The organism is Brevundimonas staleyi (assembly GCF_041893865.1).
GTDB lineage: Bacteria > Pseudomonadota > Alphaproteobacteria > Caulobacterales > Caulobacteraceae > Brevundimonas > Brevundimonas staleyi.
Genome location: NZ_CP169082.1, coordinates 2,505,455 through 2,531,615, shown reverse-complemented (window position 1 = coordinate 2,531,615; position 26,161 = coordinate 2,505,455). Strand labels below are relative to the sequence as shown.

The 26,161-nt window shown below is 68.6% G+C and carries 24 protein-coding genes and 1 tRNA gene; 15 read left to right on the top strand and 10 right to left on the bottom strand.

The features are described from left to right. Positions 1-29: 29 nt before the first annotated feature. Positions 30-1,457 (top strand): dicarboxylate/amino acid:cation symporter, encoded by a 1,428-nt coding sequence (locus tag ACETK8_RS12890; RefSeq protein WP_374036319.1) that lies wholly within the window; start codon positions 30-32, stop codon positions 1,455-1,457. Positions 1,458-1,744: 287 nt separating this feature from the next. Here ACETK8_RS12890 and ACETK8_RS12885 read toward each other — a convergent pair whose 3' ends face one another. From ACETK8_RS12885 to ACETK8_RS12875, 3 genes are read right to left on the bottom strand one after another with little or no spacing between them, the layout of a single operon-like run. Next, the gene (locus ACETK8_RS12885; protein ID WP_374036318.1) at positions 1,745-2,500 is read right to left on the bottom strand and encodes a pseudouridine synthase; all 756 of its coding nucleotides are present in this window, start codon (positions 2,498-2,500) and stop codon (positions 1,745-1,747) included. A 44-nt stretch (positions 2,501-2,544) separates the two neighbouring features. Further along, positions 2,545-3,048, bottom strand: coding sequence for a GlcG/HbpS family heme-binding protein (locus tag ACETK8_RS12880; RefSeq protein ID WP_374036317.1), 504 nt, complete (start codon positions 3,046-3,048; stop codon positions 2,545-2,547). Positions 3,049-3,074: 26 nt separating this feature from the next. Next, positions 3,075-3,713, bottom strand: coding sequence for a DUF938 domain-containing protein (locus tag ACETK8_RS12875; protein ID WP_374036316.1), 639 nt, complete (start codon positions 3,711-3,713; stop codon positions 3,075-3,077). 210 nt (positions 3,714-3,923) lie between these two features. On the opposite strand from ACETK8_RS12875, the gene ACETK8_RS12870 reads away from it, so the two are divergent. Both ACETK8_RS12870 and ACETK8_RS12865 read left to right on the top strand, forming a co-directional pair. Then, complete coding sequence (locus tag ACETK8_RS12870; protein WP_374036315.1) at positions 3,924-5,783, top strand: phosphoenolpyruvate carboxykinase (GTP); 1,860 nt, start codon at positions 3,924-3,926, stop codon at positions 5,781-5,783. Positions 5,784-5,827: 44 nt separating this feature from the next. Beyond that, on the top strand, positions 5,828-6,844 hold the full coding sequence (locus ACETK8_RS12865) for an NAD(P)/FAD-dependent oxidoreductase (protein WP_374036314.1): 1,017 nt from the start codon (positions 5,828-5,830) through the stop codon (positions 6,842-6,844). Here the strand turns inward: ACETK8_RS12865 and ACETK8_RS12860 are convergent. Further along, positions 6,825-7,568, bottom strand: a complete 744-nt coding sequence (locus tag ACETK8_RS12860) for a TonB family protein (protein WP_374036313.1) — start codon at positions 7,566-7,568, stop codon at positions 6,825-6,827. The genes ACETK8_RS12865 and ACETK8_RS12860 overlap by 20 nt on opposite strands. Before the next feature lie 224 nt (positions 7,569-7,792). On the opposite strand from ACETK8_RS12860, the gene ACETK8_RS12855 reads away from it, so the two are divergent. Next, a complete protein-coding gene (locus tag ACETK8_RS12855) occupies positions 7,793-8,548 on the top strand; it encodes a transglycosylase SLT domain-containing protein (RefSeq protein WP_374036312.1) in 756 nt (251 codons plus the stop codon). A gap of 78 nt (positions 8,549-8,626) precedes the next feature. Beyond that, positions 8,627-9,772 carry a DUF2336 domain-containing protein gene (locus ACETK8_RS12850; RefSeq protein ID WP_374036311.1) on the top strand — a complete coding sequence of 382 codons (1,146 nt, stop codon included), beginning with the start codon at positions 8,627-8,629 and terminating at the stop codon, positions 9,770-9,772. Positions 9,773-10,029: 257 nt separating this feature from the next. Here ACETK8_RS12850 and ACETK8_RS12845 read toward each other — a convergent pair whose 3' ends face one another. From ACETK8_RS12845 to ACETK8_RS12835, 3 genes are all read right to left on the bottom strand, one after another. Continuing rightward, positions 10,030-10,473 (bottom strand): Hpt domain-containing protein, encoded by a 444-nt coding sequence (locus tag ACETK8_RS12845; protein WP_374039403.1) that lies wholly within the window; start codon positions 10,471-10,473, stop codon positions 10,030-10,032. A 276-nt stretch (positions 10,474-10,749) separates the two neighbouring features. After that, on the bottom strand, positions 10,750-11,529 hold the full coding sequence (locus ACETK8_RS12840) for an NAD kinase (protein WP_374036310.1): 780 nt from the start codon (positions 11,527-11,529) through the stop codon (positions 10,750-10,752). A 61-nt stretch (positions 11,530-11,590) separates the two neighbouring features. Then, positions 11,591-12,736, bottom strand: coding sequence for a DUF2336 domain-containing protein (locus tag ACETK8_RS12835; protein WP_374036309.1), 1,146 nt, complete (start codon positions 12,734-12,736; stop codon positions 11,591-11,593). 156 nt (positions 12,737-12,892) lie between these two features. Between ACETK8_RS12835 and ACETK8_RS12830 the strand changes: the two genes are divergently transcribed. The 7 genes from ACETK8_RS12830 to ACETK8_RS12800 all read left to right on the top strand — a co-directional run bounded on the left by ACETK8_RS12830 (position 12,893) and on the right by ACETK8_RS12800 (position 22,129). Continuing rightward, positions 12,893-13,657, top strand: a complete 765-nt coding sequence (locus ACETK8_RS12830) for a class II aldolase/adducin family protein (RefSeq protein WP_374036308.1) — start codon at positions 12,893-12,895, stop codon at positions 13,655-13,657. After that, positions 13,657-14,439, top strand: a complete 783-nt coding sequence (locus tag ACETK8_RS12825; RefSeq protein WP_374036307.1) for a hypothetical protein — start codon at positions 13,657-13,659, stop codon at positions 14,437-14,439. Before ACETK8_RS12830 ends, ACETK8_RS12825 begins: the two co-directional genes overlap by 1 nt. A 127-nt stretch (positions 14,440-14,566) precedes the next feature. Next, the gene (locus ACETK8_RS12820; RefSeq protein WP_374036306.1) at positions 14,567-15,715 is read left to right on the top strand and encodes an efflux RND transporter periplasmic adaptor subunit; all 1,149 of its coding nucleotides are present in this window, start codon (positions 14,567-14,569) and stop codon (positions 15,713-15,715) included. After that, on the top strand, positions 15,715-18,957 hold the full coding sequence (locus ACETK8_RS12815) for an efflux RND transporter permease subunit (RefSeq protein WP_374039402.1): 3,243 nt from the start codon (positions 15,715-15,717) through the stop codon (positions 18,955-18,957). The genes ACETK8_RS12820 and ACETK8_RS12815 overlap by 1 nt, the downstream gene beginning before the upstream one ends. Before the next feature lie 95 nt (positions 18,958-19,052). Beyond that, a complete protein-coding gene (locus ACETK8_RS12810) occupies positions 19,053-19,325 on the top strand; it encodes a FeoA family protein (RefSeq protein ID WP_374036305.1) in 273 nt (90 codons plus the stop codon). Next, positions 19,325-21,217, top strand: coding sequence for a ferrous iron transporter B (feoB, locus tag ACETK8_RS12805; RefSeq protein ID WP_374036304.1), 1,893 nt, complete (start codon positions 19,325-19,327; stop codon positions 21,215-21,217). The genes ACETK8_RS12810 and feoB overlap by 1 nt, the downstream gene beginning before the upstream one ends. Positions 21,218-21,370: 153 nt before the next feature. Further along, the gene (locus ACETK8_RS12800) at positions 21,371-22,129 is read left to right on the top strand and encodes a prepilin peptidase (protein ID WP_374036303.1); all 759 of its coding nucleotides are present in this window, start codon (positions 21,371-21,373) and stop codon (positions 22,127-22,129) included. A 159-nt stretch (positions 22,130-22,288) separates the two neighbouring features. On the opposite strand, the gene ACETK8_RS12795 is transcribed toward ACETK8_RS12800, so the two are convergent. Continuing rightward, a complete protein-coding gene (locus tag ACETK8_RS12795) occupies positions 22,289-22,921 on the bottom strand; it encodes a TetR/AcrR family transcriptional regulator (RefSeq protein ID WP_374036302.1) in 633 nt (210 codons plus the stop codon). Positions 22,922-22,942: 21 nt separating this feature from the next. Next, positions 22,943-23,018 (bottom strand) — tRNA-Thr (locus ACETK8_RS12790). Positions 23,019-23,070: 52 nt separating this feature from the next. Between ACETK8_RS12790 and ACETK8_RS12785 the strand changes: the two genes are divergently transcribed. After that, on the top strand, positions 23,071-23,421 hold the full coding sequence (locus ACETK8_RS12785) for a DMT family protein (RefSeq protein ID WP_374036301.1): 351 nt from the start codon (positions 23,071-23,073) through the stop codon (positions 23,419-23,421). Positions 23,422-23,634: 213 nt separating this feature from the next. Here the strand turns inward: ACETK8_RS12785 and ACETK8_RS12780 are convergent, their stop codons facing one another. Continuing rightward, positions 23,635-24,072, bottom strand: coding sequence for an HIT family protein (locus ACETK8_RS12780; RefSeq protein ID WP_374036300.1), 438 nt, complete (start codon positions 24,070-24,072; stop codon positions 23,635-23,637). 253 nt (positions 24,073-24,325) lie between these two features. Here ACETK8_RS12780 and serS point away from each other — a divergent pair, with 253 nt between their 5' ends. Next, entirely contained in the window at positions 24,326-25,600 is a 1,275-nt protein-coding gene (gene serS / locus ACETK8_RS12775) for a serine--tRNA ligase (protein ID WP_374036299.1), read from the top strand. A gap of 127 nt (positions 25,601-25,727) precedes the next feature. Beyond that, positions 25,728-26,102, top strand: coding sequence for a hypothetical protein (locus ACETK8_RS12770; protein WP_374036298.1), 375 nt, complete (start codon positions 25,728-25,730; stop codon positions 26,100-26,102). Positions 26,103-26,161 lie beyond the last annotated feature (59 nt).

The window sequence follows — 26,161 nt, the reverse complement described above, 5'->3', positions numbered from 1 at the left end:
AGCATCGCCGGGAATCGCAAGAGACCCGCATGGCCCGCACCCCCAAGACGCCCGCTCGAGAGCCGTCCGCGAAGCCCCCGACGCCCCGCAAGCCCCGCGCGGTCAAGGTCGCCCCCGGCGTCGCCGTTCCCGATCCGGTCGAGCCGCCGCCTCCGCCCCCGACGAAGAAGCCGATCTGGACCCATCTGTATTTTCAGGTCCTGGTCGCCATCGGTCTGGGCGCCCTGATCGGTCATTTCTGGCCGAGCTTCGGCGAGAGCCTGAAACCGCTGGGCGACGCCTTCATCAAGCTGGTGAAGATGATCATCGCCCCGGTCATCTTCCTGACCGTGGCCCTCGGCATCGCTCACCTGCGCGACCTCGGAAAGGTCGGCGCCGTGGCCGCCAAGGCCTTCGCCTACTTCCTGACCTTCTCGACCCTGGCCCTGATCGTCGGTCTGATCGTCGCCAACGTCGTCAGGCCGGGCAGCGGCATGAACGTCGATCCGGCCTCGCTGGATCAGGGGCTGGTCCAGGGCTACGCCGCCGCCGCCCACGACAGCACCATCGTCGGCTTCCTGATGAACATCATCCCCGACACGGTCGTGGGGGCCTTCACGACCGGCAACATCCTCCAGGTCCTGTTCTTCGCCATCCTGTTCGGCATTTCACTGGCCGCCATCGGCGAGCGGGCCAGGCCGGTGATGACCCTGCTGGAAAGCGTGTCGGAGGCCTTCTTCAAACTGGTGGCCATCCTGATGAAGGCCGCGCCCGTCGGGGCCTTCGGCGCCTTCGCCTTCACCATCGGCCGCTACGGCATCGAGAGCGTCATCAGCCTGGCCGCCCTGGTCGCTACCTTCTACCTGACCTCGGCCCTGTTCGTGGTGGTGATCCTCGGCCTGGTCGCGCGGTTCAACGGCTTCTCGATCTTCAGGCTGATGCGCTACCTGAAGGAGGAACTGCTGCTGGTGCTCGGCACCTCGTCCTCCGAAGCGGCCCTGCCCAGCCTGATCGACAAGATGGAGAAGGCCGGCTGCGACAAGCCCGTCGTCGGTCTGGTCGTGCCGCTGGGCTATTCGTTCAATCTGGACGGCACCAACATCTACATGACCCTTGCGGCCCTGTTCATCGCTCAAGCCTGTGGCATCGACCTGTCGATCGGCGAACAGGCGCTGTTGCTGGGCGTCGCCATGCTGTCGTCCAAGGGCGCGGCCGGGGTGACCGGCGCGGGCTTCATCACGCTTGCGGCGACGCTCGCGGTCGTGCCGTCGGTGCCGGTCGCGGGCATCGCCCTGATCCTCGGCGTCGACCGTTTCATGAGCGAGTGCCGCGCCCTGACCAACTTCATCGGCAATGCGGTGGCCACCATCGTCGTCTCGCGCTGGCAGGGCGGGCTGGATCGGGGCCGGCTGGAGACGGCGCTGGCCGGTTCCGGCGGCGCGGTAGTGATTGGTTCTCGTGAAAGCGACGCCGACTGACCCCATTCACCGTTCACCCCAGCGAAGGCTGGGGTCCAGATTGCGGATCGAGGCGGCTTGGACAACGCACCGTCCGTCTGCTCGAAGCGCTGGGATTTCCATCTGGACCCCAGCCTTCGCTGGGGTGAATGGATGGGGGATTATTTTCCTGACACCGCCTTGCGCCGGGACTTTATCGTCACCACGTCGCGAGCAGGTCTTTGACACGTCGCACCCACCCCCGATCTATCCGAACGCTTCGGACTCTTCGGACGCTTCGGACGGTGTTTTGGAGTCCGGACGCGGCCTCAGCCGATCAGCGCCGCCCGCTCGTCCGGCGTCAGAACCCGCCACTTCCCCTCGGGCAGGCCGTCCAGCTTGATCGGCCCGATCCGTATGCGGAGCAAATCGGTCACGCGCAGATCCACCAGATCGCACATCCGCCGGATTTGACGGTTCCGCCCTTCGGTCAGGACGAACCGTAGACGCTGCGGCTCCATCTGCGTCACTCGCGCCGGCTTCAGCTTCCGCCCATCCAGCTCCAGCCCGTGGCGCAGCATGGTCAGCTTCTTCTCCGTCACCGGCCCGCGCACCTCGACCAGGTATTCCTTGTCCAGCTTCGACTCCGGCCCGATCACCGCCTTGGCCACCACTCCGTCCGAGGACAGCAGCAACAGCCCCCGCGAATCCTCATCCAGACGCCCGATGGGGGGCAGGCTCTCGTTCTTGGCCGGAACCGCGCCGTCGCCCAGCCGGTTCGCCCCGGTCAGCAGCCGAACCGCCGGGATCTTGCCCGGCTCCGGCTGGCCCGAGACATAGCCCACCGGCTTGTGCATCACGATGGTCACGCCCGCCGCCAGCGCCGTCTCGGCCCGGTCGGACAGGGTCAGGGTCTGGCCCGCCTCGATCTTCCGCCCCGCATCGGTCACCACCACCCCGTCGATAGACACCAGGCCGTCTGCGATCAGGGCGTCCGCCTCGCGGCGCGAGCACACGCCGGACTGGCCGAGCCATTTGTTGATGCGGCTCGGCTCGGCGCCGTCGTAGGTCAGGGTCTGGGCCATGGGGTCATTGGCCCGAGCCGCCCCGCGTCGTCAATCGAGGCGGTCTACTCCGCGACCAGGGCCGCCGCCGCGATGGTCGCGTCCTCGGCGGCCGAGGCCCCCGACACCCCGATGGCCCCCACGATCCGGCCGTCGATCACGATGGGCAGGCCGCCCGCGATGGGCAGGCTGTCCTCGTTGGCCAGGGTCACGGTCCGGCCTGACAGGACCCGTTCCTCCAGGCTGGCGGTCGACAGGCGATACCGCGCCGCCGTCCAGGCCTTCCGCTGGGCCACATGGATCGAGCCGTACTGGGTGTCGTCCATCCGGGCGAAGGCCACCAGTTCGCCGCTCGGCTCCACGATGGCCACGGCCATCCGGTGCCCGGCCGCGCGGGCGGCGCGCACGGCCCGGTCCAGAATGACCTGGGCGTCGGACAGGGCGATTGGGTCGCCATAGGACAGGGCGCTGACCTGTTTGGAGATGCCGGACGACTGGGCCATCGCGACAGGCGCGACCGAGGCGGGCGCGACCGAGGCCAGGGCGACGGCGAGAAGGAGGGCTTTCATGGTCGGGGTCCGTTCTGGATCGTTGTTCAGGCGCGTCGGAAAAGGAGCATCAGATTGTTGGCCGGCATCTCGACCCGCCGGGTCAGGTGCAGGCGATGAGTTTTCGCCAGGGCGACGACCGCGTCCAGATCCCGCAGCCCCCAGGCCGGATCTCGCGACTTCAGACTGGCGTCGAAGGCGGCGTTGGAGGGGGCCAGAGGCACGTCGCTCTCGCGGTAAGGCCCGTATAGGACCAGCAGGCCGCCCGGATCGGGCAGCATGCGGCCCGCGCCGGCCAGCAGGCCTTCGGTCGCCGCCCAGGGGCTGATGTGGATCATGTTGGCGCAGAAGATCACCTGGGCGTCGACCTCGGGCCAGGTCTCCGGAGCGGCGGCGTCCAGCTCCAGCGGGGCGTTCAGGTTCGGCTGGTCCGCCTCGGCCCGCCAGGCGGCGATGCTGGCCAGGGCTTCCGGCGACGGATCGCTGGGCGTCCAGGTCGTCTCGGGCAGGGCGCGCGCGAAGGCCAGAGCGTGCTCACCCGAGCCCGACGCGATCTCCAGCACCCGGGCCCTGGCGGGCAGATGGGCGCGCAGGACTTCCAGGATCGGCGCGGTGTTCCGCGCCACGGCGGGGGAGGCGAGGGCGCCCGGTGGAACGGCGGTCTGGATGGAATCGAGCGTCTGCACGGAACGGAGATACAGCCGCCGAACGGCCAAGGCGACCGGTTTCGGCCCAAGGGCGTGCCGGAACGCGAGGCCGAGAGGCGAAATCGTGCGCCGGTTGACGTGGCGTGACAGTGGGTGTCTTTGCGGCTGTTACAGGTCGTGAGGCGCTGTAACATTGGGAGAAGGCCACGGCGGCGACAGACCAGCCGGGCCTGCATCAGGAGAGTTCGCGTGGATTCCACTTCGACCGTACCGGGCCTTCGCCCGGCGCCGACCCGTCACCAGGGCCTGATCGCCTGGGTCGAACAGATCGCCGCCCTGACCAAACCCGCCCGGGTCCACTGGTGCGACGGTTCCGAGGCCGAAAAGGCCGCGATCATCGCCGACCTGATCGACAAGGGCACGCTGAAGGCCCTGGACCAGAAGAAGCGCCCCGGCGGCTACTACGCCGCGTCCGACCCCCGCGACGTCGCCCGCGTCGAAAGCCGCACCTTCATCTGCTCGGCCGATGAACAGGACGCCGGCCCGACCAACAACTGGGCCGATCCGGTCGAAATGCGCGCCCGCATGGACGGCCTGTTCGACGGCTGCATGGCCGGCCGCACCATGTACGTCGTGCCCTTCTCCATGGGCCCGCTGGGCTCGAAGATCAGCGCCCTCGGCGTCGAGATCACCGACAGCGGCTATGTCGCCGTCTCCATGGGCGTCATGACCCGCATGGGCCAACCGGCGCTGGACGTGCTGGGCGAGGACGGTGTCTTCGTGCCCGCCGTTCACACCCTGGGGGCGCCCTTGGCCGAAGGGCAGGCGGACGTCGCCTGGCCCTGCAATGAGGATAAGTGGATCGTCCACTATCCCGAGACGCGCGAGATCTGGTCCTACGGGTCCGGCTATGGCGGCAACGCCCTGTTGGGCAAGAAATGCTACGCCCTGCGTATCGCCTCGGTCATGGCCCGCGACGAGGGCTGGCTGGCCGAGCACATGCTGATCCTGAAGCTGACCAACCCGGAAGGTCAGGCGAAATACATGGCCGCCGCCTTCCCGTCGGCCTGCGGCAAGACCAATCTGGCCATGCTCCAGCCGTCGATCCCCGGTTGGAAAGCCGAGACCATCGGCGACGACATCGCCTGGATGCGCTTCGGCGACGACGGCCGCCTGTATGCCGTGAACCCGGAAGCCGGCTTCTTCGGCGTGGCGCCGGGCACCAGCCGCAACACCAACCAGAACGCCCTCCAGACCCTGGCGACCAACACCGTCTTCACCAACACGGCCCTGACCGCCGATGGCGACGTCTGGTGGGAGGGCCTGACCAAGGAAGCGCCGGCGGGTCTGACCAACTGGAAGGGCCAACCGCACGACCCTGCTTCGGGCGAGCCTGCCGCCCACCCGAACGCCCGCTTCGCCGCCCCGGCGTCCCAGTGCCCGACCATCGCGCCGGAATGGGAAGACCCGAAGGGCGTGCCGATCGACGCCATCCTGTTCGGCGGCCGCCGCGCCTCGGCCGTGCCTCTGGTGACCGAGGCCTTCGATTGGGAGCACGGGGTCTTCATGGGCTCGACCGTGGCCAGTGAAGGCACGGCGGCGGCGGAGAACGCCATCGGGACCCTGCGCCGCGACCCGTTCGCGATGCTGCCCTTCTGCGGCTACAACATGGGCGACTATTTCGCCCACTGGCTGTCGCTGGGCGAGAAGGCCGATCCGGCGAAACTGCCGGGCGTCTATTTCGTCAACTGGTTCCGCAAGGACGAGAACGGCCGCTTCGTCTGGCCGGGCTTCGGCGACAACGCCCGCGTCCTGAAGTGGATCGCCGAGCGTCTGGACGGCAAGGCCGAGGCGACCGACACGGCCGTGGGCCGGGTGCCGACGGCCGCCGCCCTGGACCTGGGCGGTCTGGACCTGTCCGATGCGGCCCTGTCGACCCTGCTGGACGTCGATGTCGACGTCTGGTCGGAAGAAGCTTCGCTGATCCCTGACTTCTACGCCCAGTTCGCCGACCGCTTGCCGACCGCCCTGTGGCGTCAGCATGACGCCCTGGTGGATCGTCTGGACGCCGCCAAGGACCTGAGGTCCGCCGAACTGGCCGCCGAGTAAGGTCAAGGCTTGAAATCGCAGCCCGGCGGGTCGAAGGACGCGCCGTGGCGGATTTCTCCTGTGACATCGTGGTGGTCGGAGCCGGCGTGCTGGGCCTGTCGGTCGCCGCAGAACTGACGGCGCGCGGGCGGGATGTCCGTGTCGTCGATCCCTGCCGGACCAACGCCTCGGCCGTGGCCGCCGGCATGATCGCCCCGGCCTTCGAAAGCCTGTTGGACGGCGTGGACGCCGAGCGGGCGGCCCTGCTGAGGGATGCGGCTGCCCTGTGGCCCGAGTTCGCCCGCCGGGCCGGAATCACGCTCGACGAGACTCCGGCCGAATGGCGCGGGGCCGATGCCGTCGAGGTGGCGGAGAGGCTGGCCGCGCTCGGGTTCGTGGTCGAGGCCGGGACGGTCAGCGCTGCTACGGATACCCGGCTGGACGCGGCGAAGAGCCTCTATGCGCTGAAGGCCAGTCTGACCGCGCCAGTGATCACCGAGGAGGCCCGGTCGATCGAACGGACCGCCGACGGCTGGCGGGTCGAGACGGCCGAGGGCTCGATCCGGGCGGCTGAGGCCGTGATCGCCACAGGCGCGGCCGGGGCGTTGGAGGGGCTGCCGCACGAGGTGGCTGCGATCGTCGATGGGGTCCAGCCGGTGGCGGGGCAGATCGGCCATGTGTCGGCGCCGCTGACGGATCGGGTTCTGCGCGGACGCGAGGGCTATGTCGCGCCGGCTGAGGGCGGGGCCCTGATCGGGGCGACGATGCAGTTCGGAAGCCGGAGCCTGCAGCCCGATCCGGCGGCGTCGGAACGGTTGTCCCAGGCGGCGGGGCGGATGCTGGGGATCGAGGCACCGGTCGAGATCGAATGGCGGACAGGGGTGCGCGGGGCGACGCCGGATGGGCTGCCGCTGGCGGGACCGGTGAGCGATGGGCTGCACCTGGCCTTGGCGCCGCGTCGGAATGGCTGGCTGCTGGGGCCGCTGGTCGGGCGGATCGTGGCCGATGGAATCGAAGGGCGGCCGCGTGGCCCTCACGCGGCCGCCCTTGACCCGCTGAGGCCTACTCTTCCGGCAGGTTGAAGCGGATTCCGATGGTCACCTGGGCGCCGTCGACCGCCTGGCCGTCCGCGGTCTGGGGGCTCATGCGGAAGTAGCGTGACAACTGCTGGGCCGAGCGACCGAAGCCGTAGCCGCCGGGTGTTTCCGACACGACGGTGCAGCCGGTGACCGTGCCCGCCGCCTGGACGCGACAGCTCAGGCTGGCCGAGCCCTCGACGCTGCGGGTGATGGCGCGCGGTGGATAGGCGCGGGCCAGCTGGTCGCCGTTGGGGCGGCTGATCCACTGGGGCGAGCGGATGACCGGCGGGCCGCGCGGGACCTCGACGACGGGCTCGGTCGCGGTGCCGGTGGCGGTGGTCGGTTCGACGATGGTGGTGGTGTTGATGACCGGGCCGATCACCGGGCCGGGGTTGTCGGAGATGACCGTGGCCAGCGTTTCGACATGGGCCGGAGGGGCGTCGGTGCGGTGGATCGGCGGGTTGGGGGCCGGCGGGTCCATGGTGATGATCGGAGGCGGCGGGTCGCGCTTGAGCACGATCATGCTGCCGTCGATCACGCGGGGCTGGTCGTTGGTGGGCAGCAGCTTCAGCTCGAACCGCTGGTAGTAGAGCGCCGTCCCGACCGCGATGTGGGCCAGGGCGACGACGCCGATGGCGATCACGGTGGCGCGGGGCAGGGGCTTGCGCCGCTCGCCGAAGTCGATGGGGCTGACCAGTCCGGGGCCGCCCGCAGTCTGTATCATCATGGCCGTCACTCCCTTGCAGAAGCCGCTCCCCAGCAACCCGTGCGAGAATGACGCGCGCGGTCCGTGGCGGGATTTGGGCAGGGGAAACAACCGTTTCTGACTGACTGTCGATCAGGTAGCGGTGTGACCTGAAAGCGGCGCTGTTAACGGACATTAACGCTCGATTAACCATGATCTCCGAGCCTTTACCTATGTCCGTCGGAGCGATTCCAGCGTCGGGAGGAGTGGAGGCCGCGATTCGTCGCGCCGCCAATACGACTGGTGTGGACTACGACTTCCTGATGCGGACGGCGCGTCGGGAGAGTTCGTTCAACCCCAACGCCAAGGCGCCGACTTCATCCGCTTCGGGCCTGTTTCAGTTTATCGAACAGACCTGGCTGGCGACGGTCAAGCAGCATGGTGCGAAGCACGGCTATGGCCAGTACGCCGACCTGATCCATCGCGGGTCCGACGGACGCTGGCGGGTCGAGGGTTCGGCGCGGAACGTGGTGCTGGACCTGAGGTTCGATCCGCAGGCGGCCTCGACCATGGCGGCGGAGCTGACGGCGTCGAACGCGGCCTATCTGCGCGGGCGGACGGGGCAGGAGCCCGGGGCCGGCGACCTGTACGCCGCCCACTTCCTGGGCCCGGCGGGCGCCGCCCAGATCATGGAGGCGATGCAGACGCGGCCGGGCTCCAGCGCGGTCGCCATGTTCCCCCAGGCGGCGGCGGCCAACCGGTCGATCTTCTATCGCGAAGGGCGTGCGGCGACGGTGGCCGAGGTTCACGCCAATCTGCAGCGGTCGGCGGGCGACGGATCGGTGGTTTCTCCGACGGGGCCGCAGGCGCCGCTGCTGAGTGAACAGGATCAGGCCCTGGCGGCGCGTCTGGACCGGCTGAAACAGGATCAGAGCCTTCTGGCCCTGCTGCTGGGACAGAACGACGGCAAGGGCGGCGGCTTCGGCGGGGCCTTCTCGCCGCAAAGCGAAACCGGCGTCTGAGGCGGCCATAGTAAACCGGCCGTTAAGCCTGCAAGCTCACCCTAAGCCGTCCGCACCGCGACTCGCCCATAGAGCCCCATGACCGCCCACCGCGCCCGTCTGACCGAGTTCGACATTCGCCGCCTGATCAAGGCGACCGACGACGACGAGCGCGCCTCGGCCGCGCACAAGCTGTGCCGCAGCATCGATCGGGCCGACCTGACCGACGAAGACCGCGAGGCGGCCCAGAAGATCATGCGCGTCCTGGCCAACGACGCCGCCGAACTGGTGCGCCGGGCCCTGGCCATCACGCTGAAGAGTTCGGACCTGTTGCCGCGCGACGTGGCGCGGATCCTGGCCTCGGACGTCGATTCCATCGCCTTGCCGATCATCGGCTCGTCGCCCGCGTTTTCGGACGAGGACCTGATCGAGATCGTGCGCGCCGGCTCGGCCGTGCGTCAGGTCGCCATCGCCGCCCGTCCGACGGTGTCGCGCGACGTCGCAGACGTGCTGAGCACCGACGGTTGCGAGACGGCGGTGCGGACCCTGGCGTCGAACGACAACGCCGACCTGTCCGAAAAGGCGATGGGCAACGTCGTCGATCGCTTCGGCCAGAGCGCGGAAGTCGTGGCGGCCCTGGCCTATCGCCAGGTCCTGCCGCTGGACATCACCGAACGGCTGGTTGCCCTGGCGTCGGACGCCGTGCGCGAGCACCTGATCACCCGCCATGCGGTGGCGCCGGAGACGGCGATCCGTCTGTCGAACTTCGCGCGGGAGCGGGCGACCGTTGACCTGATCGACCAGGCCGGGGCGAGCGCCGATCTGGCGACCTTCGTGGCCCAGCTGAACTCGCGGAAGGCCCTGACGGCGTCCCTGCTGCTGAGGGCTCTGGCGCGGGGCAAGATGACCTTGTTCGAGCATGGGATCGCCGAGCTGTCGTCCACGCCGCACCAGCGCGCCTGGCTGATGGTCCACGATGCGGGACCGCTGGGGCTGAAGGCGATCTATGACCGGGCCGGCCTGCCGCCGCGCCTGTTCCAGGCCTTCCGGGCGGGCGTCGACACCTGGCGTCAGCTGTCGGCCGAGGGCAAGGACACCTCGGGCGAGGTCTTCCGCGAGCAGATGCTGGAGCGGTTCCTGACCCAACGCCCGAACGCGCCGCGTGACGACCTGGCCTATCTGATGGAGCGGCTGGATCAGCCGGCGTCGAACCCGGCCCGATTGTCGGCGGTCAACGCCGCCTGAGGATTTTCGTCCGTTTCGTCCGGACGAAAGTTAGCGGACGAAACGGACAAAACGGACGAAATCGTCGGGCTTAGACATACCTCGCCGACGCGGGATCGCGGCCGGGCCCCCCTGTCTTTGGTTGTCAAAGACCGTTCCGGGGACGTGTGGATCACAAGGTTGATCCGCAAGGGGCAGGAAGGAATTAATTCCGAGATCGGCTTTCCTTCTTCCGCAAGGGGAGAAGGGGCGGCTTGGCCCGCAATAGGAGAAGGGATTTAGCCGGCCCGGTGGGCGGCGACTTCGGCTTCGAGAGTTTCCGACAGGACGCGGCCGACGGGGTGGTCGTCGGTCTGGATCTGGTCGCGGACCACGGCGCGGATGGCGTCGATGTGGGCGTCGATCAGCTTCATCGGGGCGTCGAGGCGCTTGGCGGGGTCGTCCATCAGCTTGCACAGCGAGCCGGCGAGACGGGTGACCAGGGGATACTGGTAGGTGGCGCCGAGACCCTTCAGGTCGTGGGCGCGGAAATAGAGGCCTTCGGCGGTCTGGGCGTTGTAGCCCTCGGCACGGATGGCGGCCTGGGCGGCCTCCAGCTTGACGATTTCGTCCTGGAGCCACTGGCCGAACTGGCTCGACATGGCCTTCAGGGCTTCTTCGGCCTTGGCGATGGCGTCGGCGTTGATGCCGCCGAAGCCGCCGCCGACCTTGGCGCGGAGCATGTTGGGCGGGCGAATGACCTGAGCCGGGTTGCTCACGATGAACTCCTGAGGACTAACGGGCTGAAGATGCACGGCTCCTCTTAAGAACCCGTGACTTGGCTGTTTGTCCGCGCTTTCCACCCGTGCACCGCAGCGAAGGCTGGGGTCCAGATCACAAATCCAGACGGCTGGGACGACGCACCAACTCCGCTGATCCTGATGCCGTCTTCGCCATCTGGACCCCAGCCTTCGCTGGGGTGCACGGAGAGGGGGAATGGGTGCGGGAAGAGGGAGGCTTCAGCCCGTGAACTGTTCGGCCAGGACGCGCTCCTCGAACGAGCGGCCGGCGTCGAACAGCATGGTCAGGCCGACGTCGCGGCGCTCCTTGACCGCCACCTTGACCACGCGGCGGATCTCCAGGCCGTCGGCCACGGCGCTGACCGGGCGTTTGTCGGCCTCCAGCACCTCGAACTCGACCTTTGCGCGGTGCGAGAGGAGGGCGCCGCGCCAGCGACGGGGGCGGAAGGCGCTGATCGGCGTCAGGGCCAGCATGCGGGCGTCCAGCGGGATGATGGGGCCGTGGGCCGAGAGGTTGTAGGCCGTGGATCCGGCCGGGGTGGCGACCATGCAGCCGTCGCAGGCCAGCTCCTCCAGCCGCACCTTGCCGTCGACGCTGATCCTGAGCTTGGCCGACTGACGCGTCTGGCGCAGCAGGGAGACCTCGTTGATGGCCAGGCCCGTGTGGACCGCGCCGCTCTCGGTCCAGGCGTCCATCTGAAGCGGGTGAATGACGGCGCGACCGGCGGCGGCGATCCGGTCCAGGAGGCCGTCCTCTTCGTAGTCGTTCATCAGAAAGCCGACCGAGCCCCGGTTCATGCCGTAGACGGGGATCTTGCGCATCAGGTTGGCGTGCATCGTCTCCAGCATGAAGCCGTCGCCGCCCAGGGCCACGATGGCGTCGGCCTGGAACTCCTGGACCTGGCCATAGCGTTCGATCAGCCGGGCGCGCGCCTGCTGGGCTTCGGGCCGGTCGCTGGCGCAGAAGGCGAGCTTCAGGGAGGAGGGGGCGACGGTCACGGGATCACGAGACACTGACCCGCACGGTCAAGTCAAACGGCAAGCGCGATCGAAGGAGCGATCAGGAGCCGATGTGGCCCATCAGGGCGCGGAACTCGCGCATGGCGGCCGAGGGCGGCAGGGTCATGCGACCGGCATAGCCTTCGTCGCCGTCACCGGGCCAGCCGCCGTTCAGCTTGCGGATCTCCTCCAGCACGGCCGGGAAGACGGCGCGGTCGATGCCGACGGCGGCGCAGGCCAGGAAGAGGGCGTCCGGGCTGGGGCGCACGATGGCGGCGCGGACGTGGGTGATGGGGAAGCCGCCCAGAGCCGCGATAGCGTGTTCGAACAGGGTCAGGCGCTTTTCACGGACGGCGCGGATCAGAAAGCCGGCGCGAAGCTGGCCCGCGCTCTGCAGCTTGGCGACCAGGCGACGTTCCATCTCTTCCGGGTCGGTGACCTCGGGATCGGCGGCCATGCCCAGAGGCTCGGCGCCGACCGGCTTGGGCGCGGCGGGGCGGGTGACGGATTCGATGGCCTCGGCCAACTTGGTCTCGTCCACGCGGAAGCGCTCGCCGATGGCCTCACGCAGGGACTGGCCGACCCACTGATAGAGCTGGGTGGCCAGGGCGTCGTTCAAGCGCGGGTGGCGGGTCAGGGGGGCGCGCAGGGCGGCGATGCGGCGCGACTGTTCGACCAGACGACCCAGGGAGTCTTCGCTGACCTCTGCGGTCTTGTTGCCGGCCAGGGCCGTCAGGCTGGCGGGCTCGCCGCGGTCGATGATGGCGTCGGCCACGCGGCCCGAGATGTGGGGGCGACGGGCGACCTCGATCTGATGCTCGATGGTGGCCTCGACCAGGACGCGCAGCAGGTCCTGATCCTTCAGGAGCGGGCTGTTGGCGATGACGGGGCGGGCGATCTCGATCTCGTCCAGCGCCAGCATGGCGATCAGGGCGGGCGGGGCCCATTCGGCCGAGGCGAGGCTGTCGGACAGGGCCTTGCGGATGTCGCGCTCGGCCTGGCGGGCGATGACCATGAAGATCTCGCCCAGGATCGGCGAGGCGTCGGCGCCCGGAGGGGTGGCGTCGCACAGGGCGGCGATGCCGAGCAGGAGGCGGCGGCGGTCGTCCACACCCTTGCCGCGCGCCAGTTCCAGAAGCTGCTGGGCGGAAGACAGGGTGTCCACGTCCATGGGGCGGTGGGATTGCAGTTGGACGACAGCGGTCACGGCAGACTCCGGCCGGATTTGAGCATCCGGCCGATGGACCTTGGCGGGTGGTGGTGAAAACTCGGTTAATCAAGCCTGAATGCCGATCACCTTGACCCAACCGGGCGTTGGCGCGACGGTGGATCGTTCGCCCGCGAAGAGGCGATGGAGGACAGTATGGCAGACGGCGCCGCTCAATCGTTGAAGTCCCGCGTGTCGGCGGAGGAATGGCAGGTCCGGGTGGATCTGGCCGCCCTGTACCGACTGGTCGCCCTGCACGGGTGGGACGACATGATCTTCACCCATATTTCGGCGCGGGCGCCGGGGCCGGAACATCACTTCCTGATCAACCCCTACGGCTTCTACTTCGAGGAGATCACGGCCTCGTCCCTGGTGAAGGTCGATCTGGACGGGAACATCGTTCAGGAGACGCAGAACTTCATCAATCCGGCGGGCTTCACCATCCACTCGGCCATCCACGGCGCGCGCGAGGACGCGCAGTTCGTCATCCACCTGCACACGGTGGCGGGAGTGGGCGTGGCGGCGCAGGCGGAAGGGCTGCTGCCCATCGGGCAGAACGCCTGTCTGTTGCAGCATCAGGTCGCCTACCACGGCTACGAGGGGCTGGCGCTGAACCACGACGAGCGCGAACGTCTGGTGGCGGATCTGGGCGACAAGCCTCTGATGCTGCTCAGGAACCACGGGACGCTGGCGGTCGGTCAGACGGCGGCGGCGGCCTGGGTCGGGATGTTCTTCCTTGAGCGGGCCTGCGCCCAGCAGATCGCGGCCCTGTCGGGCGGGCGCGAACATGTGCTGATCGCGCCGGACGCGGCCCAGGAAGAGACCAAGGAGCAGGGCCGGGGGATCGGCTTCATCTCCGCCCTGGCCTGGCCGGGGGCGCTGCGTCAGCTGGATCGGAAATCGCCGGGTTACGACGCCTGATGATCGTGCGCTGCCTCGCGGGCCTGTTGCTCGCGACGGCGGCGTCTTCCGTGCAGGCCAACGCCTGGACCCAGCCAAAGGGCAAGGGACAGGTGATCGTGAAGGCCGAGGCGATGCGGGCGAAGGACGGCTACGATCCGTCGGGCATCGTGGTCCCTCTGCCGGTCGAGCGGGAGGACCGGGCGCTCGGTGTCTTCGCCCAGTATGGTCTCAGCGAGACGGTGACGCTTCAATTCAAGGGCGACTGGCAGTCGGGCGAGGACGCCTTCGTCGACTACGACGGACGCGGTCCGGTGGAGCTGGGTCTGATCTGGCAGGCGTATCGCGACGACCGCAACGCGGTCAGCCTCTACGCCGGCTATTCGATCTCGGGTGAGGGGCGGAACGCCGGATACGCCGCGCCGGGCGTGGGCGAGCGGGATTGGGAGGTCAGGGTCGCCGCCGGCCGCTCCCTGGGCGGGCCGGGCAGGGGGCTGATCGGTTGGGGGCCGGAGCGGTCGTTCGTGGAGGTCCAGGCGGCGCGGCGGATGCGCGATGGCCTGCCGGACGAGACGCGGGCGGATGTCACCGTCGGCGGTCATTTCGGCGAGGGCTGGATGGTGCTGGGCCAGGCCTTCGGCGGCCTGACGGACGGCGACGGGGCGCGGTGGCTGTCGATGGAGACATCGGTGGTGCGAAACCTCGGCCACTGGAGCCTTCAGGCCGGCTGGCGGCGCACGGTCGCAGGGCGGGAGACGCCTCTGGCCGAAGGGGCCGTGATCGCGTTGTGGCGGCGTTTCTGAGAAATCCCGGCGCCTGTCGATCGCCGCGACGGAAACCGTCACGGCCAACGTTACAAAGTCTTTAGGTTGCCTCGATGGTCGGAATGGCTATTCGGGGCCGCCCGCTTGTTTGAAGAGATACCGCCGCGTGATCAGACGTCACCTGTTCCTCGTCGTCGCAGCCGCCGTGCTGGGCCTGATGATCGTCGCGGCCATTCTGCGCGTCGCCTTCGCCGGCGACGAGGGCGGGGCCGGCGGACCGGGCGGCGGCCGGGGCGGACCCGGCGGAGGACGCGGCCAGGCCGTCTCCGAAGCCGTGGTGACGGTGCGGCCCTTCAGCGACCAGATCAACGTGCTGGGCGTGGCGCGCGGACGCCGGTCGGTGAACATCACCTCCAACACCTCCGAACTGATCACGGCCGTTCTGTTCTCGGATGGACAGCGGGTCGCAGCCGGCGCGCCCCTGGTGCAGCTGCAGGCGCGCGAGGAAGACGCCTCCATCATCCAGGCCCGCGCCCAGCTGGCCCAGGCCCAGCGCGAATACGACCGGTTCCAGGACCTGGCCGAGCGCGGCATCGCGCCGCGGGTCAGCGCCGAGGATTCGGAGACGGCGCTGGAGACCGCCCAGGCGACGCTGGAGGCGGCCGAGGCCCGTCGCGGCGACCGCATGATCCGGGCGCCCTTCGCCGGGACACTGGGCCTGTCGACGGTGACGCCCGGCACCCTGATCAGCCCCGGCGCGGTGATCGCGACCCTGGACGACACCTCGGTGATCCGCGTCGATTTCCCGGTGCCGGAACGCTACCTCGGCGTCCTGCGTCAGGGGCTGCCGATCGTGGCGACGGCCGACGCCTACGGCCAGGAACAGTTCGCGGGCCGGATCGCCCTGATCGACACCCGCATCAACGAGACCACGCGCGCCGTCACGGCCCGCGCCGAGTTCCCCAATCCCGGCGGTCGCATCCGCCCCGGCATGCTGATGCGCGTCGGCATCCAGCAGGGCCAGCGCCAGACGGCCTCGGTGCCTGAAGCCGCCATCCAGTATCAGGGCCAAGGCGCCTTCGTTTACCGCATCGCGGCCGGAGAGCGCGGCTCGGTCGCCCAGCGGGTGACGGTGGAGACCGGTGCCGTGGAAGGCGGCTTCGTCGAGATCATCTCGGGCCTGAACGCCAATGATCGCGTGGTCGGATCGGGGCTGAACCGCATCCAGCCGAACGCCCCCGTCACCGTGGCGGGCGCGGGCGATCAGGCTCCGGCCGGCGCGCGCGCCGCCGCACCGCAGGCGGCCACGCGATGATGCTTTCCGACGTTTCCGTCCGGCGGCCGGTGTTCGCGGCCGTGGCCGCGATCGTGCTGTGCGTCATCGGGGCGGCCGCCTTCTTCTTCCTGCCGGTGCGCGAACTGCCGGACGTCGATCCGCCCATCGTGTCGGTCTCGACCAGCTACGCCGGCGCGTCGGCCGAGGTCATCGAGAACCGGATCACCGAGCCGATCGAGCAGCAGGTCGCCGGCATCCAGGGCGTCGAGCGGATCACCTCGTCCAGCCGCGACGGCAGGTCCAACGTCACCATCGAGTTCGCCCTGGACCGCGACATCGACGTCGCCGCGTCGGACGTACGCGACCGGGTCAGCCGGGTGCAGGGCCGCCTGCCGGACCAGGCCGATCCCCCCGAGGTCGCCAAGGCGGATTCCGACAGCGCGCCCATCATGATCCTGTTCCTGCGGTCGTCGACGATGAACCGCCTGCAACTGACCGACTATGCCGACCGGACCCTTCTGGACCGTCTGGCTACGGTTCCGGGCGTGGCCCAGGCCCAGATCTATGGCGAGCAACGCTACGCCATGCGCATCTGGCTGGACGCCGCCGCCATGGGCGCGCGCGGCCTGACCGTCTCGGACGTCGAACAGGCCCTGACCAGCCAGAACGTCGAACTGCCGGCTGGCGCGCTGGAATCGACCGACAAGGACTACACGGTCCGCGTGGCCCGCACCTATGCGCGGCCCCAGGACTTCGCCCAGCTTCCCATCGGCAACAGCGGGTCGGCCTCCATCGGTTCGGCGGGCGCGTCCGGCTCGATCTCGACCGGCACCATCCCGAACGGTTCGGGCGCGACGGGCGCGCTGCAGGCGCGAGCCACCTATGTGACACGTCTGGGCGACATCGCCCGCGTCGAGGAGGCGCCCGAAGAGAGCCGCCGTCTGTTCCGCGGCAACGGCCTGGACCAGATCGGCCTGGCCGTGACCCGTCAGGCCCAGTCGAACGACCTGGAAATCTCCAAGGGCGTCACGGCCCTGGTCGAGCAACTGCAAGGCTCGCTGCCGGAAGGGACCGAACTGGTCGTCGGCTCCGACAACTCGGTCTTCACGTCGCACGCCATCGACGAGGTCTGGATCACCATCGGCATCTCCATGGTGCTGGTGGCCCTGGTGAACTTCATCTTCCTGGGCAGTCTGCGGGCCGCCCTGATCCCGTCGATCGTGGCGCCGATCTGTCTGCTCTCGACCTTCATCGTCCTGGCGCCGCTCGGTTTCTCGCTGAACCTGCTGACGCTTCTGGCCCTGGTGCTGGCCATCGGCCTGGTCGTCGATGACGCCATCGTGGTGACCGAGAACATCCAGCGTCGCCTCGACCACGGGGAGCCGCCGCTGGTAGCCGCCGAGCGCGGCACGCGTCAGGTCTTCTTCGCCGTCATCGCCACGACCATCACGCTTCTGGCCGTGTTCGCGCCCCTGCTGTTCCTGCCCGGCTATGTCGGTCGTCTGTTCGTCGAACTGGCGGCGGCGATCGCGGCGGCGGTGGCCTTCTCCGCCTTCCTGGCGCTGAGCCTGTCGCCGATGCTGGCGTCCAAGATCCTGAAACCCTCACACGGCGCCGGCTGGCTGGCCCGCAAGGTGGACTGGGCGATGGACGGGCTGAAGAACTCCTATGCCAACTCCCTGAACGCCCTGATCGGCAAACGGGTCGCCGTGATCGGGGTATCGCTGCTGATCCTGCTGGTCGGGGCGGGAACCGCCGCCATGTTCATCCATCTTCCCGAGGAGCTGGTGCCGCCGGAAGATCGCGGTCGGGTGCAGATCCGCGTCGCCGGTCCGGAGGGCGCGGGCTTTGAATACACCCGCAACATCATGATGGGGCTGGAGCCGATCCTGGCCGACTACAAGCAGCAGGGCGAGGTCGAGAGCTTCCTGATCTCGGCCCCCGGCTTCGGCGGCGGCAGCTACAACTCCGGCAACGCCTCACTGATCCTGAAGGACTGGTCCGAGCGGCATCGGTCGGCCGACGAGATCGCCCGGGAGATCAACGGCAAGCTGCGCACCCAGACGGGCGCCCAGGTCAACGCCTCGACGCCGGGCGCTTTCCAGCGCGGCGGCGGGGGCGGCGGCGGAAGCAGCAACTCCATCGAACTGATCGCCACCGGCGCAGAGTACGAGGAGATCTACAACTGGCTGCAGCCCATGCTGGCGGCCGCGTTGGAAAACCCCGGCTTCTCGCGTCCGCGCCTGAACTATGAACCGAACGCGCCGCGGCTGCTGGTCGATGTCGATCCCCAGAAGGCGGCGGCCCTGGGCGTCTCTTCGCAGCAGATCGGCCGGACCCTGGAGACCATGTTCGGTTCTCGCCGGGCGACAACCTACATCCGGGGCGGTCAGGAATACGACGTGATCCTGCAGACGGATCGCGCCAACCGCAGCTCGGTCGCCGACCTGGAGCGGCTGTATGTCGGTTCGGGCTCGGGCGCACTGGTGCCCCTGTCGTCGGTGGTCACGACCCAGACCTCGGGCGACACGCCGGACCGGCGTCGACTGGACCGGCAGCGGGCCATCACCCTGGCGGCCGACCTGAACCCCGGCATGACCATCGCCGACGCCGTGGCCTTCATGGAACAGCAGGCCGCCCAGCAGCCGCAGGGCGTTGTTACCCTGCAATACGGCGGCGCGGCGCGCGATCAACAGGAGGCCGGCGGCGCCGTGGCCTGGGCATTCGGCCTGGCGCTGTTGCTCGTCTTCCTGGTGCTGGCGGCACAGTTCGAGAGCTGGATCACCCCGGCGGTGATCATGTTGACCGTGCCTCTGGCGGCGGCGGGCGGGCTGTTCGGCCTGCTGATGGCGGGGTCCAGCCTGAACATCTATTCGCAGATCGGGCTAATCATCCTGATCGGGGTGGCCGCCAAGAACGGCATCCTGATCGTGGAGTTCGCCAACCAGCTGCGGGATCAGGGACGGTCGATCAAGGAGGCCATCGTCGAATCGTCGTCGCTGCGCCTGCGTCCGATCATCATGACCTCGATCGCCACGGCCTTCGGCGCCCTGCCGCTGATGCTCTGGCAGGGGGCGGGGGCGGGCAGTCGTCAGACCATCGGCGTGGTGATCTTCACCGGGGCGATGTTCGCGACCCTGCTGACCCTGTTCGTGGTGCCCGTGATCTATGGGGCCCTGGCCCGGTTCACGCGTTCGCCGGAATACACGGCCCGCAAGATCGAGGAGTGGGAGGCGCAGGAGACGACCGCCAACGATCCGCTCCCGGCGGCCGCCGAGTGATCCGCCACTGGACGCGTTGCTATCGCGGCTGATAAGCGTTCGCACAAATCGGGCCGCCTTCCCGGGGCGGGCGGCCCGCAGCCTGTGAGCGTTCCATGTCCAAGGTCATCAAGCTGAGCGACGCCCGGGTGGGCGATCGCGGCGTCATCGTTTCGGTGGGGACCCACTGTCACCACCAGACCGAAGAGGTCGAGCTGGAGCGGCGGCTGCTGGAGCTGGGTCTGGTCGAGGGCGCGAACATCGAACTGATCCACGAAGGCCTGATCGGCCGCGATCCCATGGCGCTGAAGGTGGACGACATGCGGGTCGCTCTGCGTCGCAAGGAGGCCGCCAGCCTCAGCATCGAACTGGCCGGAGCCGCCGAATAATGGACATCGCCGTGAAGCCCGTGCGGGTCGCCCTGGTGGGCAATCCGAACTCCGGCAAGACCGCCCTGTTCAACGCCCTGACCGGCGCCCACCAGAAGGTCGCCAACTACGCGGGCGTCACCGTCGAGCGGAAGGAGGGCCGGGTGCAGACCGCGACCGGCCGGTCCGTGTCGGTGCTGGACCTGCCGGGCACCTATTCGCTGCGCGCCCGCAGCCCGGACGAGGAGGTCACGCGCGACGCGGTCCTGGGTCGTCTGAAGGGCGAGACGCCGCCGGACGTGATCGTGGCGGTGGCGGATGCGACCAACCTGCGTCTGGTCCTGCGTCTGATCCTGGAGCTGAAGGCCGTCGGGCGGCCGATGGTTCTGGCGCTGAACATGTACGACATCGCCCAGCGTCAGGGCCTGCGGATCGATCTGGAGAAGCTGCAGGCCGAGCTGGGCGTGCCGATCGTGACGACGGTGGCGACGCGGAAGCGCGGGATCGACGAACTGGTGGCCCAGATCGATGCCGCCGCCGGATCGACCTGGTCGGAAGGCGAGACCTGGACCGCTCCCGACGCCGCCGCGATCCGCAGCGCCCATAGCCGGGCCGAGCAGATCATGCGCGCCACGGTGCGCCCGCCCGAGCGGCCGGATACGCTGACCGGCAAGGTCGATGCGGTTCTGCTGCACCCGGTCGCCGGTCTGGCGATCCTGATGGCCCTGCTGTTCGTCATGTTCCAGGCGGTGTTCGCCTGGGCCACGCCGGCGATGGACGCCATCGAGGCGGGCTTCGGCCTGTTGGGCGCGGGCGTGGGGGCGGTGGTGCCCGATAGCGGCCCCGTCTGGCCGCTGGTCGAGAGCCTGATCGTCGACGGCCTGATCGCGGGGGTGGGGGGCGTGCTGGTCTTCCTGCCTCAGATCATCATCCTGTTCGCCTTCATCATCCTGCTGGAAGACTTCGGCTACATGGCCCGCGCGGCCTTCCTGATGGACAAGATCATGGGCGGGGCGGGTCTGCATGGCCGGGCCTTCATTCCGCTGTTGTCCAGTTTCGCCTGCGCCATTCCGGGCGTGATGGCGGCCCGGGTGATCGACGCCAAGCGGGACCGGCTGACCACCATCCTGGTCGCGCCCCTGATGACCTGTTCGGCGCGCATCCCGGTCTACACCCTGATCATCGGGGCCTTCATTCCGCAGGAGACGGTCTGGGGCTTCGCCAACCTGCAGGGGCTGGTGATGTTCGGCCTCTATGCGGCCGGTATCGTGTCGGCGCTGGTGGTGTCCTTCGTCATCCGCAAGATCTTCTGGAGGGGGGCTGTGGAGCCCTTCATGATGGAGCTGCCGGCCTACAAGACGCCCGACGTGAAGTCGGTGCTGCTGAACCTCTGGCTGCGGGCCAAGATCTTCATGGAGCGGGCGGCGCGGATCATCCTGCCCCTGATGATCCTGGTTTGGGCCGCCTCGACCTTCCCGTATCCGCCGGAAGGGGCGACGCTGCCGGCCATCGACTATTCATTCGCCGGGATGATCGGACACGCTCTGGAGCCCATCTTCGCCCCCATCGGTTTCAACTGGCAGATGGTCATCGCCCTGGTGCCCGGCATGGCCGCGCGCGAGGTGGCGGTCGCGGCGCTGGGCACCGTCTATGCCGTCGGCGACGTCGATGCCTCGGTCACGGCTCTGGAAGCCCTGCGCACGACCATCATGGCCCAGTGGTCGCTGGCGACGGGGCTCAGCTTCCTGGCCTGGTACGTCTTCGCGCCTCAATGCGTGGCGACCCTTGGCGTGGTGAAGCGGGAGCTGAACAGCTGGAAGTGGATGTGGGTCATGGTCGTCTACATGTTCGCCCTGGCCTATCTGGCGTCGTTCGTGACCTATCGGATCGCGGTGGCGCTGGGCGGGGGCTGATCACGCTCCGTCATCCTCGGGCCTGTCCCGAGGAGCCATGCGCCCTCGGCGGGATTTTTGCGTGAGGCCAGGTTTGTGCGACTTCCGCGTCGTCCGCGCCTCTGAACCATGGGCCCTCGGGACAAGCCCGAGGGTGACGGGTATGGGGGAACGATGAGCATCGCGTTCGCCTGCATCCTCATGGGCCTTCTGGGCCTGATCTTCGGCAGTTTCATCGCCGCGGTGACCGTGCGTCTGCCCAGGGACGAGGACGTGGTCGTCACCCCATCCCACTGCATGAGTTGCGGCGAGCGGCTGAAGCCCTGGCAGCTGGTTCCGGTGCTGAGCTGGCTGGTGCAGCGGGGCCGCTGCGCTATGTGCGGGGCCAAGGTGTCGCCGCGGTATCTCCTGATCGAATGCGGGGTGGCGGCCATCGGCGTCTGGGCGGCGCTGGCGGGCTTCGAGGCGGGCTGGGTCTTCGTCGCCGCGACGGCGGTCATGGGGTGGCAGTTGCTGCTGATCGCCCTGATCGACGCCGAGAATTTCTGGCTGCCGGACGAGCTGACCCTGCCGCTGATCGCGACGGGCCTGATCGCGGGGGCCGTGATCGCTCGGGGCTGGCCGATTTCGCAGATCCTCGGCGCGGTGGCCGGGTTCTCGATCCTGTGGCTGCTGGCCGAGGTCTACCGCCGGGTCAGGGGCAGGGAAGGGCTGGGCGGCGGCGATCCGATCCTGTTCGCGGGGGCGGGGGCCTGGGTCGGATGGGCAGGTTTGCCGACGGTCCTGCTGTGGGCCTGCGCGGCGGGGTTCAGCATCGTGCTGACCCTGTTGATCACGCGGCGGAAGGTGGAGATGACCCAGAAGCTGCCGTTCGGGACCTTCCTGGCGATCGGAATCTGGCTGACCTGGCTCTACGGGCCGTTCGGGGCCTGAGACATGGTTCTCCCTCCCTCTCGGGGGAGGGTGGCGCGGAGCGCCGGGTGGGGAGGGCCCGGCAAGGTCCCGCTGATATCGTCGCTTGGTCGCCTTGTCGCCCCCACCCGGTCTCCGCTGCGCGTCGACCACCCTCCCCCGAGGGGGAGGGAGAGGATTTCAGCGGCCGGTGACCAGTTTCACGACGATGTGGGCCGTCGTGTCGATGATGGCGTCGGGCGGGGTGTCGCCGCGTCGCATGAGCTCGAAGCCCGCCGCGACCGATTCCACCAGGTTGGCGACCTCGTAGGAGGTCAGGCGCGGATCGAGGCCCGGCGCGTGATAGCCGGTGGCGTGGGCGACCGCGATGCGGCGTTCCAGCGACAGGTGGACCCGGCGCAGGCGACGCACGCGCGCCTCCACGAAGCCTTCCTCGCCCTTGTCGGCCAGCATATGTTCGATGCGCAGGACCGGGCCGTGGTCGCGCCAGATCAGCAGCACGTCCATGACGTAGGCGCGGGCGGCGGCGAAGGCGTTATCGGCCGACCAGTCGCCCTCCAGATGGCGGGACAGGGGTGCGAAGTCGACGGCGGCGGCTTCGCACAGCGCCAGAACCGGCTCCTCCACCGTCTTGAAGTAGGTGTAGAAGTTGGACGGCGAGACGCCCGCCTCGGCGGCGACGTCGGCGACGCGGATCTCGCCCAGATGCTGACGCTCCAGCAGGCGGCGGGTGGCGTCCAGGATCGCGGCGCGCGTCTTTCCGCCCCGCGCGCCGATGCGGTGTCCCAGCTTGTTGATCGCGCGTTCGGCCATGGGGAGGCGGCCCGGAAGGAGTGGTGCCGGCTGCAGGAATCGAACCCGCGACATCCAGTTTACAAAACTGGCGCTCTACCAACTGAGCTAAGCCGGCCTGCGGCTCCGTTTAGCTGGCGTCACGCGCGGGGCGCAAGCTATCAAACGCCATGCCGAACCCGTCCTATATCCTGCCCGTCCTGATGCTGGTGGCGTCGAACGTCTTCATGACCTTCGCCTGGTATGGCCATCTGAAGTTCGGATCAAAGCCGCTGTGGATCGTGGTGATCGTCAGCTGGGGCATCGCCTTTTTCGAATACTGCCTGGCCGTGCCGGCGAACCGGATCGGGCATTCGGTCTATTCGGCGGCCGAGCTGAAGACGATGCAGGAGGTGATCACGCTTCTGGTCTTCGCCGTGTTTTCGGTGACGGTGCTGGGGGAGAAGCTGACGCTGAACCACGCGTGCGGGTTCGCCCTGATCTTCGCCGGGGCGTGGTTCGTGTTCCGGGGGCCGTTCTAAGCTTTCGTCATCCTCCGACAAGGCGCGTAGCGCCGCAGATCGGGGGACCCAGCGGCGCCGAAGGCGATCTGTTCAGGCAGGATGTCGGGCGCCTTGGTGTGCGCGGCAGGTTCGCGCTCTCGCGCGCCTCCCCCGGTCCGATCTTCGATCGGCCGGAGGATGACGATGGGTCCCCCGATCTGCGGCGCTCGCCGGAGGATGACGAAAGTAGAGTTAGGTCAGCGCCGCCGCGATCTTCGCGGCCGTGGCCTTGAGCTCGTCGATATCCGCCATGGCGCCCTGGGCGTGCCCCTTCATGTCGCGGCCGGTCCAGCGGGGTATGACGTGGAAATGCAGGTGGAAGACGGTCTGGCCGCCGGCCTCGCCGTTGAACTGCATGATCGAGAAGCCGTCGGGGGAGAGCGCCTTGACCACGGCTTTGGCGGTGCGCTGGGTGGCGGCGATGAGGGTGGCGAGGACCTCGGGCTCGATTTCCAGCAGGGTGCGGGCGGTGGAGGTCTTGGAGATGATCAGGACGTGGCCCTCCGACTGGGGGAAGACGTCCATGAAGACGAGGACGGCGTCGTCCTCCCACACGGTGACCTTGGGGATCTCGCCTCGGAGGATCTTGGCGAAGATGTTCTGCGGGTCGTAGGGGGCGTGGAGGGTCATGTCAGACGAATATCCCTTCTCCCCTTGCGGGAGAAGGTGGCCGAGCGAAGCGAGGTCGGATGAGGGGTGACCGTAGATGTCACCGGTGAGCCATCTGCTCCGTCCATCTGATCCGTGTCCTCGTACCCCTCATCCGTCAGCCTTCGGCTGCCACCTTCTCCCGCAAGGGGAGAAGGAACGCGATCTGTTTGCCCCATCCCGCGACGCCCGCTAGAGCAACCGCTTCACCGACGACCACCCAAAAGACCGCGCCATGCACGATATCCGAGCCCTCCGAGACAACCCCGCTCACTTCGTCGCGGGCTGGTCGTCGCGCGGCGTGGACGAGGCCGATGGTCTGGTCGCCGAAATCCTGAGGCTGGATGGGGAGCTGCGTCGCGCCCAGACGACGGGGCAGGACGCCCTGGCCAAGCGCAACGCCGCGTCCAAACTGATCGGCGCCGCCATGGGCCGCAAGGACATGGCCGAGGCCGACAGGCTGAAGGCCGAGGTCGAGGCGCTGAAGGGCGACATCGCCGCCGCCGCCGAGGTCGAGGCCAAGGTCGGCAAGGAGCTGCGCGACCTGTTGGCGGCGCAGAAGAACCTGGCGGCCGACGACGTGCCGGACGGCGAGGACGAGGCCGGCAATGTCGAGACCTCGCGCTGGGGCACGCCGAAGGCGGGGGCTCCGGCCAAGGATCACGCCGATCTGGGCGAGGCGATGGGCCTGCTGGACTTCGAGGCGGCGGCGAAGATGTCGGGGGCGCGGTTCGCCGTGCTGAAGGGCGGGCTGGCGCGGCTGGAACGCGCGGTCGGTCAGTTCATGCTGGACGTGCAGACGACCGAGCACGGCTATCTGGAGGTCAATCCGCCGTATCTGGTGCGGGATGACGCGATGTTCGGCACGGGGCAGTTGCCGAAGTTCGAGGAGGATCTGTTCCGCGTCGGCGAACACCTGCTCATCCCCACCGCCGAGGTCTCCCTGACCAATCTCGTGCGCGAGATGATCACGCCGGAGGAGGAGCTGCCGCTGCGCCTCACGGCGCTGACGCCGTGCTTCCGGGCCGAGGCGGGGTCGGCCGGGCGGGACACCCGCGGCCTGATCCGTCAGCACCAGTTCCACAAGGTCGAGCTGGTCTCCATCACGACGCCGGACAAGTCCGACGAAGAGCACGAGCGGATGACGACGTGTGCGGAGGCCGTGCTGCAAAAGCTGGAGCTGCCCTATCGCCGGATGCTGCTGTGCAAGGGCGACATGGGCTTTTCGGCGCGGAAGACCTTCGACCTGGAGGTCTGGCTGCCGAGCCAGGACACCTATCGCGAGATCAGCTCCATCTCGAACTGCGGGGACTTCCAGGCGCGGCGCATGGACGCGCGGTTCAAGCGGAAGGAAGGCAAGCCGGAGTTCGTGCATACGCTGAACGGCTCGGGTCTGGCCGTCGGCCGCACCCTGGTGGCGATCATGGAGAACTATCAGGACGAGGGCGGGCGGATCGCCGTGCCGGCGGCCCTGCTGCCTTACATGGGCGGCATTACCCACGTCGGCTGAGGCGCGCGGTCACCGGCATTGTGATCGGGCGTAAGGTGGATCGGGGATCGGCGGCGTCCTATTCTCGTTCCATCCGAGGAAGCCCGCGCCTCGCAGCCCGCGAGGCCGCTCGAACAGGAGTTGCCCCATGAGCCTGATCGCCGCCGCCCTTGCCGTGTCGCTGTCCGCCGCTGTCCCGACGGTCGAGGCCCAGCCTGCGCCGACCCAGACCACCTTCGAAGGGTGGATCAACTTCTCCGGCCAGGAATTCCAGCTGGTCGAGAACCAGAACCGCTATGTGACCGGCGCGCGCCGTCCCTGCGTGTCCGGCTCCCTGCCGCGCGACCTGCAACGGATGTCGGCCCAGACCATCGGCCGCCAGAAGGTGCGCGTCACCGGCACGGCGATGGCGTGGTCGAGCGACCTGCCGGGCAACCGCTATGAGTACCAGGGCTCGGTCCTGCGCAACGAGTGCGGCGCCGATTTCGTGATCCTGGGCACCGACATCTCGGTCATCCAATAGTCGGTCGCAGGGTGCGCGGAGGCGGCGAGTCGGCTATTGGCTGGCGACTCAACGAAGGC